Origin of the sequence: Niabella ginsenosidivorans, assembly GCF_001654455.1 — a bacterium.
GTDB classification, from domain to species: Bacteria; Bacteroidota; Bacteroidia; order Chitinophagales; family Chitinophagaceae; genus Niabella; species Niabella ginsenosidivorans.
In genome coordinates this window covers 3,771,421-3,788,492 of sequence record NZ_CP015772.1, presented here as the reverse complement: position 1 = coordinate 3,788,492, position 17,072 = coordinate 3,771,421, and the positions used below count along the sequence as shown (strand labels likewise).

Below are 17,072 nucleotides of genomic sequence, written 5' to 3'. Positions count from 1 at the left end.
TGTGTTCTGGTCGTCTTTTTAATATAAATAGTCATTTAAGAGGCCGTTTATGCAGGAAGAACCAGATCAATTATGGGATAAGTATGTCAAAAGAACTGCCTCTGAAGGGGAATTAGAGAAGCTGTTTGAGTATTTGCGGGATCCTGATGCTGACCCGCATCATATTGCATGGCTGGAAAATTATTTTGCTTCCGGAAAAGAGGAGCCTTCTTTTGATGAAAATTATTGGGCAGGAAAGATCGGTAGGATACTGCATCCGGAAGAAGCGGCTTTGAAAGCTGATAACGCAAATGCCCGAAAACGATGGATGCTCCGGGTGGCGGCCATGCTCATTGCATTAGCCGGAGCGGGGCTCTTTTTTCTGAAAATGCAGCATCGTTCATCAACACCAGAAAGCTCCGGTGCGCCAACTACTGCTACAGCCGGCAGGATTTCACCCGGAAATGGCGCCAGTATTACGCTGGCAGATGGGCGTACCGTATTGCTGGACAGCGTTACAAACAGGCAGTTGGTTATGCAGGGTAATGGCGGATTATTAAAGCTGGCAGACGGCAGGATTGTTTATGAGCAATTGAACAATACCGCTGCTGTTAAGGAACAAAGCAATACGCTTAATAATCCCAGGGGTGGCCGGGTAGTGGATATGGTCTTATCGGACGGAACCCATGTATGGCTGAATGCAGCCTCCTCTATCAGCTACCCGGTGATCTTTTCAGGAAAAGAAAGAAAGGTGAAAATGTCTGGTGAAGCTTATTTTGAAGTGGCGCATGATCCTTCCAGGCCGTTTTACGTAGAAAAAGACGGATTGGAAATAAAAGTATTAGGCACCCATTTTAATATAACTGCTTATGCAGATGATCCTGTTCCAAGTATTACGTTATTGCAGGGAAAAGTAAGCGTTGCCGCAAAGCGGGGCGGAAAGACCGTAAATGCGCTGCAAATAAAACCGGGACAGCAGGCGCTTTTGGTCAACGACCAGCTCATGGTAAATAATGCACCTGATTTAAATGCGGTCATGGCCTGGAAGAACGGTGATTTTGAATTTACCGGGTCCTCTATCCAGTCTGTTATGCGGCAGATCGGACGCTGGTATGATATGGATGTTGTATACCAGGGCGAAATGCCTTCTGATGAATTTATTGGTAAAATATCCAGGCAGGAAGATGTGTCCCGGATATTGAAGATTTTAGAAGCAACGGGTAAGGTAGCCTTTCATATAGAAGGGCGTAAGATAATTGTTCATAAACTTTAAAAACTTAAAACGCAGATTATGAAAATTGATTCCGGGTAAAGATCCTCAAAAAAAATCGCTTCAGTGCCAGCTGAAGCGATGGAGGTAAGATCTGACAAATTTTAAATAGGACATTCATTGATTCGCCAACTCTCAAACCTCGTCCCGGGTATAGGGACATAGCAAAGTTATGCTAAAGCTTCAATACGGTTTTTATTTTAACAAATTCCGGTTATTTGAAAGTAAGGAATTATTACTGCCTGGAGCCCGGTTACAATCATTTCCCGACAGGACTTTTCAGAAAACCATGAGACTGACTATCATTTTGCTTTTCTTTACCTGTATGCATGTTTGTGCAAAAACCGATGCACAAAAGATTACGCTTTTGGTAAAAAATGCTTCTTTGCAAACAGTTCTGGATAAAATAAGCCGGCAGACCGGCATACCAGTATTTTACACAAAAGGGATGCTGCAAAAGAGCAATAAGGTAACCGCCGACCTTAAGAATGCAACATTAGAGCAGGTGCTGGAGAACGTGTTCTCCGATCAGCCGCTGGAGTTTACCCTGGTCAATAATACCATAGTGCTTAAAGAAAAACGGATAAAGTCACCGGCTGTTATTCCGGCTCCTGCGCCTGTTAAACCCCGGGTAGCCAACAATGCTATTCCTGTTTCGGGAACGGTTACTGATTCAGCAGGAGCGCCCATTGCCAATGTATCAGTAGTGGTAAAGGGAACCCGGCAGGGAACCAATACCAATGCTGCAGGAGCATTCAGTATTAATGCTCCTGAAAATGCAACGTTGATCTTCAGCTCTGTGGGTTATGAAGAAAGAGAGGTGAATGTAAACGGTCAACGGCGGCTCCACGTTGTTTTAAGAGCAAAGGCCGGAGAAATGGATCAGGTCGTAGTCATTGGTTATGGTACGATGCGCAGGTCAGAAGTTACGGGTAGTATAGCTAATGTGAAAGGTGATGAAGTGGCAGACAAACCGGTACTGAGCTTTGATGCTGCATTAAACGGACGTGCCACCGGGGTAAGCATGACGTCAAGTGAGGGGGTAGCCAATGCAGCGCCTGTATTCAGGATCAGGGGAGTTAATTCCCTGTCGCTGAGCTCTTATCCGCTGATCGTAGTAGATGGAGTACCGATGTATACAGATGATATCAATGTGGGGGGAAACGCCACCAATAACCCGTTGTCTTCCATTTCACCGGATGATATTGAAAGCATTGATATTGCAAAAGATGCTGCTGCAACAAGCATCTACGGCAGCCGTGCGGCAAACGGGGTGGTATTTGTAACTACAAAATCAGGAAAGCGCGGCAGGGCGAAAGTATTTTATAATGCTTCTTTTGGCATCAATAAAGCGGCCCGTCTGGCAGAAGTGCTCAATGCAGAACAATACCTGGAAATTAAAAACGAAGGACTGAAAAATGCCGGTACGTATGATCCTGATAAAAATTATTACGGAACATCCATAGGGCCTGACGGAAAGGTAGTAGACACCCGCTGGTACGATTATATTTTCCGCACCGGCAGGTTTCAGAACCACAGTGTCAGCATTTCGGGAGCAAATGATAAGACCACCTATTATTTCTCGGCGGGTTATAATGACCGTGACGGGATTGTCCGGGGCAATGATTTTAACAGGAAATCGCTGGACTACAATATAGAGCATAAGGTAAATAACTGGTTAAAGCTGGGTTCCAAAACCAACTTCGGGTCTAACTATACTTCAGCCATATTATCAACAGGGCAAGGTGTAAGTTCTACTTCGGCTAATTCTATTGCGTACCGCCTCGGCTTTATTTCGGCTCCTATTGTAGGGCCCTATAACCGTGATGGTTCCTTTAATGTGGTGGGACCGAATATTGGTATAATGGACAACCAGGGCCACCTTACAGCTACAGCCCGGCTTGGATATACCAACCCGGTTGTAACCCTCAGTTATAATGATGACAATACTTCCAATATCTTTATTCAATCCAGCAACTATGTAGAGATCAGGCCGGTTTCATGGATAACCTTTAAATCCTTATATGGTATCAATAATATGTACAGCCGCACAGAACGCTATTTTGATCCGCGTACCAATGAGGGGCAAAGTGCAAAAGGCAGTGCTACAGGCGTATCGGCCAAAAGAGAAACTACTATATGGACGAACACCTTAAACCTGAACCGTGATTTTAATGAACATAATTTTGACCTGTTACTGGGAGAGGAGGAGCAAACCTTTAAAGGAGATGGTTTTGGGTTAACAAGAAGCAACCAGTCTGACCCGTTCTATTCCAACCTGCAGGGTGGTTTTAGTAATGTAGCTATTTCCAATACTACAGACCGTGTTTTTTATAATTACCTGATATCTATGTTTTCCAGGTTGCAATACAATTACGGGAAAAAATATTATTTATCGGCAAATTTCAGGAGAGATGAAACCTCGGTATTAGGAGCTAATAATAAGGATGGCAATTTTTGGGGATTTTCCGGCGCCTGGCAGATTGACCGGGAGCAGTTTTGGGAAAATACCGGAATTTCAAAGGTGATCAGCAATTTAAAACTGAATGCCAGCTATGGTAAAGTAGGAAATATTGCCGGGATCGGCGATTTTGCCTCACTGGCTACCTATAATGCCATTTTATATGGAACGGCACCCGGTCTGTATTATGCTTCTGCCGGCAATCAGGATCTTAAATGGGAAACCAGTAAGAAGCTGGATATAGGGCTTAATATAGGATTGCTGGATAACCGGTTTATGATAGACCTGTCTTATTACAAGAATAATATAGACGGGTTGATCTTCAGTGTTCCGGTTCCGTCGTCTGCAGGGCTTCCGGGCGACCAGATCAATGCTGTGCTATCCAATATTGGATCTATGTATAACCAGGGGCTGGAGCTTTCGCTTAACGGAAAACTGATACAGTCAGAAAACCTGACCTGGAACAGTAATCTTAATATTTCCTATAATAAAAACGAAGTAACCGCGCTGGCGCCCGGCGTGCCCAGTTTGCTTATTGATGCGGGGGCCGGGGTCATTTCAGCGTCTTTGCCCGGTTATCCGGTAGGGATGATCTATGCTATCCGTACTGCTGGTGTGGATCCGGCAACCGGAAGAAGGATCTTTTTAGATGGCAGTGGCAAAAAGGTTTTTTACCAGCAGGTGGTACCTGCTTCAGGTGGTTACCAATGGGAATATGAAGACGGATCAGAGGCACCGCCGGTATCTACAACACAGGATGGCGTGGTTTACAAAAATACAAATCCAAAATTTTTTGGTGGATTTTCCAACACCTTCCGGTTTAAAAATTTTGATATTGATTTTTTAATTACTTACCAGTTGGGTGGTTATATGTATTATGCCACCCAGGCGTCTCTGATGGATATGCGGTTTCAGAACAACTCGGTTAAAGTGCTGAACAGGTGGCAAAAGCCCGGCGACATTACAGATGTTCCGAAAGTAGTAGATGGTGATATAACTTCCTGGGGATATTCAACGCCCTTAACCTGTAATGTTTACAAGAGTGACTATGCCCGCTTAAAAAACCTTTCCATCGGCTACAATCTTCCGCGCAAATGGTTAGACCCGATTAAATTCTCAAGCATCCGGCTTTATGTAAGCGGGCAGAATTTAGCTATTGTTACGCCCTATCCCGGGGCTGATCCGGAGGTTACCAGTTCCGGTAATGCTACAGCCACCCAGGGGTTTGATAAAAATATGACACCTAATGCGCGCACCTATGCTGTTGGCGTACAGGTAGGTTTCTAAACCGTTAATAAAGAATTGTATGAAAAAGAAACAGATCAATATATTCCTGGTTGTAGCACTCATTGTGTCAGCAGCCGCTTGTAATAAAAACGAAAAACTGAACCCTTTACCCACCACCCTGATCTCCGATCTGTCGGCATTTGAAACCCCGGACCGGATTTCCAATCAGGTAAATGGATTGTATGCCACCTATAAGCAGGGGGGCTTCTGGGGGAGCGGGTATCTGTATTATAGTGAAGCAAGGGCCGGCGATTTTATTGCAACCAATCTGAATCCTACCCGTGGGGCGCTCTCTTATCAGATGATCGTAGATCCTGCCACGGCAGATGTGGCCAATGTATGGGAACAGGGGTATCAGGTCATTAACGGATGTAATGTTTTTATTGAGGGCATGGAAAAGCAGGGCAATGCTGTAGTGGGTGATGAAACGGGTAAAAATTATGTTGCAGAAGCAAGATTTTTACGGGCGCTGGCTTATTATTATCTCCTGCAGTTGTATGCAGACCCTTATACGAAAAACGCGGGAGCAAGCCCTGCCTTGCCGCTCCGGCTTACGGCCAACAGGGGACTGGCTGATTATAACCTTGCAAGGAGCTCAGTAGCGCAGGTATATAATCAGGTGATCAGCGATCTGAATTTCGCTGAGCAAAACCTCCCGGATCAATACAGCACCGCACTGCTCAATACAACGCGTGCCCATAAGAACACAGCAATTGCAGCAAAAACCAATGTATATTTAAGCATGGGAAAATACGACAGCGTGGTGTATGAGGCCAATAAAATTGTTTCTGCCAGTGCACCGTTTGCAGCACCTTCAGGCGTGGCAAATGCATTGGCGGCAGACATAACTGCTGTTTTTAAAGCGCCGTACACTTCTGCCGAATCAGTATTTTCAATGCCTTTCAGTGCCACTGATGTTCCGGGAACATCCCTGGGCAATGCCTATCTGCCGGATGGAACAAATGCCACCGGTCTGGGCACTTCCGGTACCGGCGACTTTTATTTGTTTGAGAACGGGGTAGTAAATGAACCTTCCTGGAGCGCGGATGACAAAAGGCGGTCCTTTGTATTCAGAACGCCCTCCGGGCCTAACACCGGGCGGCTGTGGTGTGTAAAATACCGGCTGAGCTCCCCTTATATTGATTTTATTCCGGTGATCAGGTACGCCGAGGTATTGCTCAATTTAGCAGAAGCCCTGGCCAACCTCAACGGCGTGGATAATAAAGCGCTGGCATTGCTGAACGCAGTGCGCAACAGATCAGACAATGCCACCACTATTACTGCCGGTAATAAACAGGAGCTGATCGATAAAATTATTACCGAAAGGCATATTGAATTTTTTGGCGAGGGGATCCGTAATGCAGATCTGATGCGGCTTCAGAAGCCTGTTCCGGCAAAAACACCCAGTGGTGGGTCACCGGTGGCCGCAGTAGCTCCGGGCACCAGCAATTATATATGGCCGATCCCCAACAGTGAAGCTCTTTACAACAGGGGTCTTTAAAATTTTACTTTTAAAATTATTAAATCAATTATGATGACAAAGAAGACTTTATTATCTTTTCTTTTGCTGACTGTTTTTGTGCTGAATACCGTTGCGCAAAAGATCACGTCACCCAAAGAGTTTTTTGGTTTTAATATAGGGGATAATTACCGTTTGGCTAATTATAGCCAAACGGAAAAATACTTTCAGCTGGTTACCAAACAGTCAGAGAGGGCGTTGATTACAGAGATTGGTAAAACAGAAGAGGGGAGAACGCAATATATGATGATTGTTTCTTCACCGGAGAATTTGAAACATCTGGAAGCATACCGGCAGATTTCACAAAAGCTGGCAAGGGCAGAGATAAGTGCTTCGGAAGCGGCAGCGCTGGCGCAAAAGGGGAAGGCGGTAGTGTGGATAGATGGCGGGCTGCATGCTACGGAAACAGTGGGTTCGCAGCAATTGATCCAGCTGTATTATGAGCTGCTGACGCGCAATGACGCGGAGATGAAGCATATTCTGGATCATGTGATCATCCTTTTGTCGGAGGTAAACCCCGACGGGCAGGAGCTGGTAGCCAACTGGTATATGCAGGAAAAGGATTCCTCCAAAAGAAATATGCTGATTCCGCGGGTGTATAATAAATACATTGGTCATGATAATAACCGCGATTTCTATATGATGAACATGAAGGAAACGCAAAATATTACACGTCAGCATTACCTGGAATGGATGCCGCAGATCATTTATAACCATCATCAATCCGGTCCTGCAGGATCTGTGATTGCAGGCCCGCCGTATCGTGCGCCGTTCAATTATGATTATGACCCGTTGCTGATGACCCAGATAGACGGGGTGGCGGCCTCAATGATCAACCGGTTAAACGTGGAAAACAAACCCGGGTATACCCGGCTGGAAGGCTCTTCATTCAACGGATGGTGGGATGGAGGTTTGCGCACTGCGCCTTATTACCATAACATGATCGGCCTGTTAACTGAAATTATTGGTAATCCTACGCCTTCTGCTATTCCCCTGGTGCCGAAACGCCTTTTGCCGGACAATGCTACTCCCTTTCCTGTAATGCCCCAGGCCTGGACCTTTCAAAAGTCGATTGATTATTCCATGTCGTTAAATTACGGGGTATTGGATTATGCCGCGCGGATGAAGGATAAACTGCTGTATAACATTTACCAGATGGGCCGGAACTCCATAAAAAAAGGATCTGAAGATACCTGGACGGTACAGTCGTATAAAATTGATACGTTGCTGGCAGCCTATGAACGGGATAGGAAATCAGGAAGAGCTAAAGACAATGTATCGGGCTGGGGTGAGCGGAGTTTGCCGGTCAGCTACTTTGATCAGTATATAAAAGCAAAGGAATTGAGAGACCCGCGGGGGTATATTATTCCTGCAGACCAGCCAGATTTTCCTACAGCCGTCCGGTTCATAAATGCCTTGTTGCAATCAGGGCTTAAGGTATTTCGCTCAACCGGTGCATTCAGCGTAGCAGGAAAATCCTACCCTGAAGGATCTTATATTGTTAAAACGAACCAGGCATTCCGGCCGCATGTGCTGGACATGTTTGAGCCGCAGAATTACCCCAATGATTTTCAATACCCCGGCGGTCCTCCCATCCGGCCTTATGATGTAACGGGGTGGACGTTGGCTTTTCAAATGGGCATACAGTTTGACCGTATTATGGAAGATTTTTCAGGGCCGTTTGAACAGGTACCTTATGGCAACCTACAAACACCTCCGGCATCAGTGATACCTGCTTCCGGAGACGGCTTCCTGCTGAGCGCAGCTGTAAATAATTCGTTCATCCTGGTCAATGATCTTTTAAAAGCAGGAGTTGATGTATTTCGTGTAAAAGATGCCATACAGGGATTACCCGCCGGGTCCTTTTATATTCCGGCGAAAGGGTTTGCTGTATTGAAGACCGGTAATACTGCTTTAGGTGTTCCCATAATGGCAGCTTCCGCTGTTCCCGGCAATAAGGAAAAAATAAACAAAGCCCGTATAGCCTTATTTGATTATTATGGCGGCTCTATACCTTCTGGCTGGACGCGCTGGCTGCTGGAGCAATTTCACTATTCCTTTACGGTGATCTACCCGCAGGATATTGATGCAGGAAACCTGAAAGACAAATACGATGTCATACTCTTTATGAATGACGGGCTGCCTGCTGCGGATACAACGGCTGCAACCCGGCGCAGAACGGGCCCAAAGCCGGATCGGGTGCCGCAGGAATACCAGAAAATGCTGGGTAGTTTTACGCTGGAGAAATCGCTTCCGCAGGTAAAGGCCTTTTTAGAAAAAGGGGGCAAGATCATTACAACCGGTAATAATACAGCGCTTGCCTATCATTTAAAACTTCCCGTAACCAATGCACTGGTAAAAACCAATAAAGGAGGAAAAACCGTTTCCTTAAAAGGGGATGAATATTATATTCCTACCAGTATACTGGAAGTCAATATCAATACAGGATCCCCGGCAAATTACGGGTTGCCGTCCACAACAGATATTGTATTTAACAACAGTCCTGTTTTTAAATTAGGGGCGCCTGCAGATGATATTGAGGTAATAGCATCGTTTGATGCTGCAAAGGATGCGCTGAGAAGCGGCTGGGCCTGGGGGCAGTCTTATTTAAAAGGAGGCATTGCTGCGTTTAAAGCAACAGTGAATAAAGGTGTATTTTATGCTTTTGGTCCTGAAATTACTTTTCGGGGACAGGCGCACGGCACTTTCAAAATGTTATTTAACGAGCTGTATCAATAACAAGAACAGCGCGCTGATCTGATTATCTTCCTCAACAAATACAATGACAACGGGAGCCTGCCAGCTTTAGCAGGCTCTTTTTAATAAAGCCCGGCAGCCAATGAAGAATACCCTGATTTTAAATTGACGGATTTATAACCTGCTGCTGTCAGCCAGTATGTAATCAAAGAAAAAACATCGGGGGCAGGGGGTAAGAAAACAGCCGCTTTTAAAAAATTATGAAAACGTTTGCGTAGATTTATTTTTCGGGGAAAAAGGTTCACAATAATTTTACGTTATTGCCTGTTAAATAGCGTTTGTTTGAAAAAATAATGTCATATGAAACCGCAGTTACTTAAAGTTGCTCCTGGTCCTCAAAGGTCTTTTAGCATGAGAAAGGACTCCGAACCGTATATTAATAATCATTGGCATTTTCATGCAGAACTGGAACTGATTTATTTCAGGAGCGGAGAGGGAACCCAGTTTATTGGCGACAGTATTTCAAAATTCCAGGCCGGAGATGTGGTGCTTGTAGGCTCGAATCTTCCTCATTACTGGAAGTTTGCAGATCCTTTTTTTGAAGAAAATACGGACAGCATTACTGATGTACGGGTTGCGCATTTTCCGGAGAATTTTCTGGGAGCCGGTTTTTTGGATCTGCCGGAAAACCTGGGTATAAAAGATACACTGGAACGTGCAAAGCGCGGATTACAAATAGAAGGAGGAGCGCGTGCAAAGGTAGGAGCAATATTAGAGCGGCTTTCTGAGGCAGAAGGCAGCCTGCGCATTTTGCTGATGTTTGAGGCGCTGACAATCATTGCTGAAGAAAAATGCTGCAGGCAACTGTCGTCTGTAGGCTTTAAACCGGATGTTTATTCTGATGAAAACGAACGGATCCAGACCATTTTTGACTATTCTGTAAAACATTTTAAACGTAAGATAACGCTGGAGGAAATCGCAGAAGTTGCCAACATCAGCCCCAATTCCTTTTGTCGGTATTTTAAGTCAAGAACCAATAAGACCTACTCACAATTTCTTACTGAATTAAGAGTAGGGCATGCCTGCAAATTACTGATAGAAACCAATACCTGTCTTAAACGATTGTGCTTTGAAAGCGGGTTTAATAACTTCACCAGCTTCCATAAATATTTTAAAGGTATTACCGGCCGCAGCCCGCAGGCTTATAAACGGGCGTTTCTGACCTGAGTTTCAAAAGTGCTTTCATCACTGTTTTACCAGGCCGCCAATCGTTCCTGATTGTATTATAAAATAAAGGCTGAACTGCAAATGCCGGTTCAGCCTTTTTTGTTACAGAAGCCCGTTTGCGATGTGCATCCTTTATTCTTCTGTAACCGTTACGGGAAGTGCATAAGTGACCTGAGAATGGTCGCTCATGGTCACCACACAGATTACATCATAGTAACCAGGAGCTCCAAAGACGACATTGATCAACTCATCGCCTGCCGGAAAAATGGTTGCATTGCCTGGCCCTTGTACAGACCCGCTATAGGGAATAGGTTTTGAAGATCAATTATACTTTATCCTCATGTTGAGTTTTCCATTTTTTAAAACAAAATCTAATGGGGCAATGACAATCCTTCTTATAGCCACCCTGAAGATGTCATCCCGGACTTGTACCGGGGTCTGGTTTTTGTTTCAGGGTCCAGGTGAGCGATCAATAGATGCCGAAACAATTCCGAACTATCGGAGCGGCATGACAAAAAGAAAGATTGATTTTCAAAATAATAACACATCTGTCATTGGCAGCGGAAGCCTGAGGGGCCGTGTTTCCGCTGCCAATTATAAATTATAGTAAGAGCAATTATTAGCTATACCTGCCTGCCTGAAACTTCAGACCAGCCGGGAGATAATAAATATACCTTAGAGGGCGCTGAATGGGAAAGAACACTTGTCATTGCCTCATCTGAACTTTTGGGCGGCAAATTGAAAACGCCAAGTAACAACTTTTTGATCAGCCCCAAATAATGATCACGATTTATTTTGAATCAATGTACTTCCTGCAGGGTGAAGGAATAAAGATTCCCGAATTTTTTTAGTTGCGAACTGATCAAAGCCTTCACCCGATATTATGAAAACGTTGTAGTAAGATGGTAAGATCATTGAATCCTGGGCCAAAAAGTGGTACTCTTTGGCCTTAAAAGTTTCTCATATTGCATATAGTATTAACGATTGAACCAACAAAAAAATTATTAAATGATTGTAATTTTGCCCAAAGCACGTAACTGCTTTTTACGAGTATGTATCCTGTTTCTTTTACAATGCCTCGGGTTTACAGGCTTGTATGCCCAGGTAACTCAGGTAAAAGGATTGGTTTTGAATGCCAAAGGCACCCCCTTGTCCGGAGTCTCTGTTATCCTGAAGGGAACCAGCACCGGAACCACAACTGACTCCATGGGGCATTTCTCCCTGCAGGTAAAGGGAACATCAGCAGTGCTCACTTTCTCTGCGGTAGGGTATATTGAAAAAGAAGAACCAGTGAACGGTCGCGCCACAATGGATGTTACGTTATCAGAATCAGTTTCAGACCTGGATGATGTAGTGGTTATCGGGTACGGAACACAGAAAAAGCGGGATGTTACAGGCGCCATTTCCTCTATCACTTCTAAAAATATTGAAGAGCGGCAGCCCGTCAATTTATTTGATGCATTGCAGGGGCAGGCCGCGGGTGTTTTGGTAACCAATGATGGTGGTGGCGCACCAGGTGCCGAAGGTACCATCCAGATCCGCGGTGCATCAACGCTTAACAGCGGTAACGGTCCCTTATATCTTGTTGACGGTGTGATTACCCCGGATGGAGCCAGCATCAATCCCATGGATATTGATAAGATTGAAGTTTTAAAAGATGCGGCTTCGGCAGCCATTTACGGCGCACGGGCAGCTAATGGGGTTATCATTATTACTACTAAAAGAGGTAAAGAAGGCAAGGCGCGGATTGACCTGAACTATTCCCGCATTTTTGGAAAGCTTGCGCACAAGCTGCCACAGAACAATGCAGCCCAGGTTCGTGAATTCAGGAGAGTGCAGCAAAAAAACCCTACTGGCAGTACCGGAGGGAATATTGATTCACTGAACCCCGGTTTTAACTCGGATAATGACCTGCAGGAACTGCTGCTGGGTAACCTTGGAGACAGGCAGCAGATCAACCTGGGCGTAAGTGGCGGGCAAAAAGGGCTGAACTATTACACCGGGGTGAACTACCTTAATGATAAGTCGATCATACCAAACAGCTATATAAAACGGGTGCAGGTAAGGAGCAATATAGAATACCAGGCTTCTCCCAAATTTAAATATGTGAGTAATATTTCCATGATGTACCAGACCGGTAATGAAATACCGATCGCAAGAACGGTAGCCGTTGCATTTGACCGGCCGGCGTATTCGCTGATCTATTATCCGGATGGTTCACTGACCAGCTATGTTGGTTCCAAGCGCAACCCATTGGCAAACGCCCTGCTTGAAACCAATAAAACAGACCGGTTCTCCATACAATTCAGCAATTCATTGCAATACCGGATCACCAAAGACCTGTTATTTACAAACACCTTTAACGCTATGCTGAATAACAGCCAGAACCTGTTTTTCTCACCGCGCTATGTTTCGGCCAATAAAGACCAGAACAATGGTTCCAATGATATGCAAAAAACATTTTCGTGGGAGTACCAGTCATTTTTGAATTACAATAAAACCTTTGGCGGTGCCCATAACTTGCAGGCAGTACTGGGCGTTAGTGCAGATAAAACCCGTTACGACAGAGCGCACTCTGAATATGCCAATGTTGTCAGTGAAGAAATATTTATTACCCAGCCTTCCTATCTTACCGCTTCACAAACTTATACGGATGCAGATCTCAACGCCGGCGCAAGTTTATTTGCAAGAGCCAACTATAGTTATAAAGGGAAGTATACACTTGCAGGTATTTTCCGTAGAGACGGTTCTTCGCGCTTTGGTAATGAATCCAGGTACGGTAACTTCTATTCCGCTTCAGGCGGATGGCGTTTTTCCGATGAGCCGTTTATGAACTGGGCAAAAAATGTATTAACGGATGGCCGCTTCAGGATCGGTACCGGCCAGGTAGGTAACGACCGCATCGGTTCAAACGATTACCTCAATAAGGTTACGTTTACCGGCGGAAGTTATGCGGGCGTGGGAGGCGCTTATACCACACCTACATTCGGAAATGCACGGGTACACTGGGAAACCACCATTCAGCAGGATGCCGGGTTGGATCTGACCTTTTTCCGCGGCAGGTTAACCTTTACAACAGACTACTATATAAAAACTACAAAGGATCTGCTGTATCAAAAAGACCTTCCCGGAGAAACGGGTTTTGATAATGTGATGGTCAACCTTGGCACACTGGAGAACCGCGGGCTTGAGTTTTCTGTAAAAGGTACGCCCATCCTCGCAAAAAACAGCAACAGGGGCGTTACCTGGGAAATAGGAGGAAATATTTCTTTTGAAAAGAGCATCATTAAAAAGCTGGGCGATGGCACGCCGTTTATTGTGGCCAACAAATGGTACATTGAAGAAGGAGGAAAAATCGGTAATTTCTATGGCTGGAAAAACCTTGGCGTGTATCAATGGAACGAGTCCAACGCCTACAATGATAACTGGGAGCCGCTTACAGTGGTGTTGGGCGATGATGGAAAACCCCTGTATGAAAACGGATTACCGGTATACACCTTCAATGGGCAGCGTTACACCGGAACCGTGCACAGCATGTACGATCCGGGAGGGAAACTGCGCGGTGGCGATGTTATCTGGCAGAATCTGAATAAAGACAGCCTGATAGATGACCGCGACCGGCAGATACTGGCCAATGCACAGCCGAAATTTTACCTGGGTATTCTCAACAACCTTACCTACCGGCAATTCTCTTTGTCGTTCCTGGTCAATGCCTCTTTTGGTTCCCATGTGTATAATGCATTGCTGTATGCACAAAGCTATCCCTCCAATACCGGCGCCGGAAGCCCGGAAATGACTTACAATGTATGGAGGCAGCCTGGCGATATAGCCAAGTACCCTTATTACCCCGAATATAAAAACAGGGGAAATGAGAAAAAAGATGCCAACAGTTTGTTCATTGAGGATGGCTCTTTCATCAGGCTGTCCAGTCTGCGCCTTTCTTATATGTTCTCGCCGGGCATTACCCGGAAAGTATTCCTGAAGGGGGCAACGGTTTATGTGTATGGTACGAACCTGCTTACCTGGACCAATTACAGGGGGTATGATCCCGAATTCAGCGCATCCAATGTACTGCAGCCGGGTTATGATAATGGCAAGTACCCTAAAAGGCGGGAATATGGATTTGGAATCAATGTTAATTTTTAAAATGAGCAACATGAAAAAACTGAATTATAGCATCATAATTTTGTGTATCATTACCGTATGCAGCGGTTGTAATAAATTTTTGGACGTATCGCCCCAGTCGCAGGTAGCCCAGAGTAAATTTTACAAAACCCTTTACGATGTAAATGCGGCTGTGGCAGGCATGTATGCAGGGTTTCAACAGCAAATGATTGGCGAAGCACAATACAAGGAAAGAGCATTGTACTGGGGGGATTACCGCTCTGATAATTTTGACCGTTTTTTAAGTTATACAACAATTACAACTACAGAACTGGCGATGAATTCATTAACAACCGATAATGAATTTTCCGACTGGTCAGGCTTATATACAGTTATAGGAAGAGCAAACGCCAATATCAAATACATTCCGGGTGCTGCAATTACCGATAGCAAGGTTACGCAGGATGTCATGAATAAAGCGCTGGCCGAAAGTTATGCCATGCGCGCCATCTGCTATTTTTATATTGTAAGGGTATGGGGCGATGCGCCTGTTTGGACCACTCCAATGGAGAGTTTAACCGATACACTGGAAAAACCCAGGGTGGCTGCAGATAAGCTGATCGATGAGCTGATTATACCGGATCTTACCAATGCCTATTCACTGGTTGTAAAAAATCAGACACCTTCTGTATGGACATTGGGTGAGGGAGCCATATGCGCCATACTTGCAGACGTGTATATGTGGAAGCATGATTATGCCAACGCCATCGTTTGGATCAACAACCTGTTTAAAGCTAAAGGCCCTACCGGCGCCCTATATGCAGGAGCAAGCGGGGCGAACCTTCAGCCGCAGGCCACCTGGAAAAGCCTGTTCACAGCACCCAATACCAGCATTGAGTCTATATGGAGCATTCACTGGGATTTTCTTAAAAATGATTGTGCCTGTATGGTTACTTCATGGACGGCTAATAACAAACCGATTGTTATGGACGCTGATCTGTATAATAACTGGGTGATACCACAAACGGTAGCAGCGCCTGCGGAGGTGGATATTCGCCCGAAACAGACCATTGATCCGTATTCAAGAAACAATGATCCAACCGCATCCTATCGCGACCGGTTTGTTAAATGGTATGCTTCTCCGGTCAATCCCACCAAGGCATCCACTGCGGCAGAGCTGGCAACGTACTATTTTAAAGAGGCGCCTGTGTATTTACCCATGTACAGGCTGGCGGATATCTATCTTTTATATGCAGAAGCATTGAATGCTACAGGCAATCCGGCCGATGCGCTGAAATACCTGAATTTTGTTCGGGTAAGAGCGGGCCTTCCTGCTTACGAGGCAGACAGCGCACCGGTTACCGGCCAGGCTGCAATGGCCGATGCTATCCTGAAGGAACGCCAGTTGGAGCTGGTAGGTGAAGGTAAAAGATGGTTTGACCTGGTACGTACAGGCAATGTGGTAAAAATAATGGATCCCATACTGAAAAGAAGGCAAATAGAAGCGGGATCTGCTGCCACCGATGCTACCGGTTTTGGTGATCCGAGAAAAATTTTATGGCCGATCAACCGGAGTGTCATGAATGCAAACAGGCAACTGGTACAGAACCCGGGCTATGGCGGATAAAAATAAATTTCAGAAACGGTTGTGCAGGAACCCTGCCTGGCCATTGAAAAAAAATAATCACCCGCCGCGGCGGGCAAAACAAAAAAATATAGGAATGAAAAAGTGCAAATTCATCATCAACAGCATTCTGGTGCTTGCAGCTGTTGCAACTTTTTTACCAGGCTGTAAAAAGCTGCTTGGACTAAGCCTGCAAAAGAATTATGATTATCATAAGCAAACAATTGATCCCAATATTAACATGACCGCCAAGGAATTTTTACTGAGCCGGGCAGATGGCACACCGGACGCGCCCACAGATACCGTATTCCGGTGGATGAAAAAAGGACTGGATTATTGCGGGTTTGATCTTTCAGAATATGAAAAGCCGGGGAGAACCTTTATATTCCTGCACAATGATGCGGTACGCGGCTTTAATACTTCCGGTGTAATGGATAAAGGATTGTTTTTTACTTTCCAGATATTGGACCATGACGATAATGGTAACCCCATCATCAATCCGGCCACAGGGCTGCCTCAAACACATCCCGCCACCAAATGGGAAGATTATTCCAGGGAAACGGTAAAGAACTTTTTCCTGTATCTGATCGGTGAGGGGGTATTTAACTATTACGATCTGAATGCAGAGAATAAAACCATACAATCGATATTGCCGTCTAATAGTAAAGCAACAAAAGAATCAATGCTGGGGTACTGGGATCCCAAGCTGCCCGGGTTTAACGTGGCAGGCGGCAACGGGTTTGATCCTGAAGGAAAATTTACGCTGCATATTCAGAATAATGCAGATATTGCCCCCATCGTATTTAATGATCGTACCAGCAGCAGGTCTATCGGCTATATAGCTACCAACGGAGTGGTGCACGTATACGGAGCGGCTTTGTACCCTTCAAGATAACAGGAACGT

The 17,072-nt window shown here is 45.2% G+C and carries 8 protein-coding genes; all 8 read left to right on the top strand.

Going from position 1 to position 17,072, the window contains the following annotated elements; genetic code table 11:
* The first annotated feature begins 49 nt into the window (after positions 1–49).
* The 8 genes from A8C56_RS15835 to A8C56_RS15795 all read left to right on the top strand — a co-directional run bounded on the left by A8C56_RS15835 (position 50) and on the right by A8C56_RS15795 (position 17,063).
* Positions 50–1,252: a FecR family protein gene (locus A8C56_RS15835; protein ID WP_067758054.1), complete on the top strand. Its 1,203-nt coding sequence runs from the start codon at positions 50–52 to the stop codon at positions 1,250–1,252.
* Positions 1,253–1,634: 382 nt separating this feature from the next.
* Positions 1,635–4,997 (top strand): TonB-dependent receptor, encoded by a 3,363-nt coding sequence (locus tag A8C56_RS15830; protein ID WP_169818790.1) that lies wholly within the window; start codon positions 1,635–1,637, stop codon positions 4,995–4,997.
* 19 nt (positions 4,998–5,016) lie between these two features.
* Complete coding sequence (locus A8C56_RS15825) at positions 5,017–6,498, top strand: RagB/SusD family nutrient uptake outer membrane protein (RefSeq protein WP_067758051.1); 1,482 nt, start codon at positions 5,017–5,019, stop codon at positions 6,496–6,498.
* A 30-nt stretch (positions 6,499–6,528) separates the two neighbouring features.
* The gene (locus A8C56_RS15820) at positions 6,529–9,255 is read left to right on the top strand and encodes a M14 family metallopeptidase (RefSeq protein ID WP_245645529.1); all 2,727 of its coding nucleotides are present in this window, start codon (positions 6,529–6,531) and stop codon (positions 9,253–9,255) included.
* Between the two features lie 318 nt (positions 9,256–9,573).
* Positions 9,574–10,440, top strand: coding sequence for an AraC family transcriptional regulator (locus tag A8C56_RS15810; protein WP_067758042.1), 867 nt, complete (start codon positions 9,574–9,576; stop codon positions 10,438–10,440).
* A 1,008-nt stretch (positions 10,441–11,448) separates the two neighbouring features.
* Positions 11,449–14,586 carry a SusC/RagA family TonB-linked outer membrane protein gene (locus tag A8C56_RS15805; protein WP_067758039.1) on the top strand — a complete coding sequence of 1,046 codons (3,138 nt, stop codon included), beginning with the start codon at positions 11,449–11,451 and terminating at the stop codon, positions 14,584–14,586.
* A 10-nt stretch (positions 14,587–14,596) separates the two neighbouring features.
* Positions 14,597–16,171 carry a RagB/SusD family nutrient uptake outer membrane protein gene (locus tag A8C56_RS15800; protein ID WP_067762149.1) on the top strand — a complete coding sequence of 525 codons (1,575 nt, stop codon included), beginning with the start codon at positions 14,597–14,599 and terminating at the stop codon, positions 16,169–16,171.
* 94 nt (positions 16,172–16,265) lie between these two features.
* Positions 16,266–17,063 (top strand): hypothetical protein, encoded by a 798-nt coding sequence (locus A8C56_RS15795; protein ID WP_157098007.1) that lies wholly within the window; start codon positions 16,266–16,268, stop codon positions 17,061–17,063.
* Positions 17,064–17,072 lie beyond the last annotated feature (9 nt).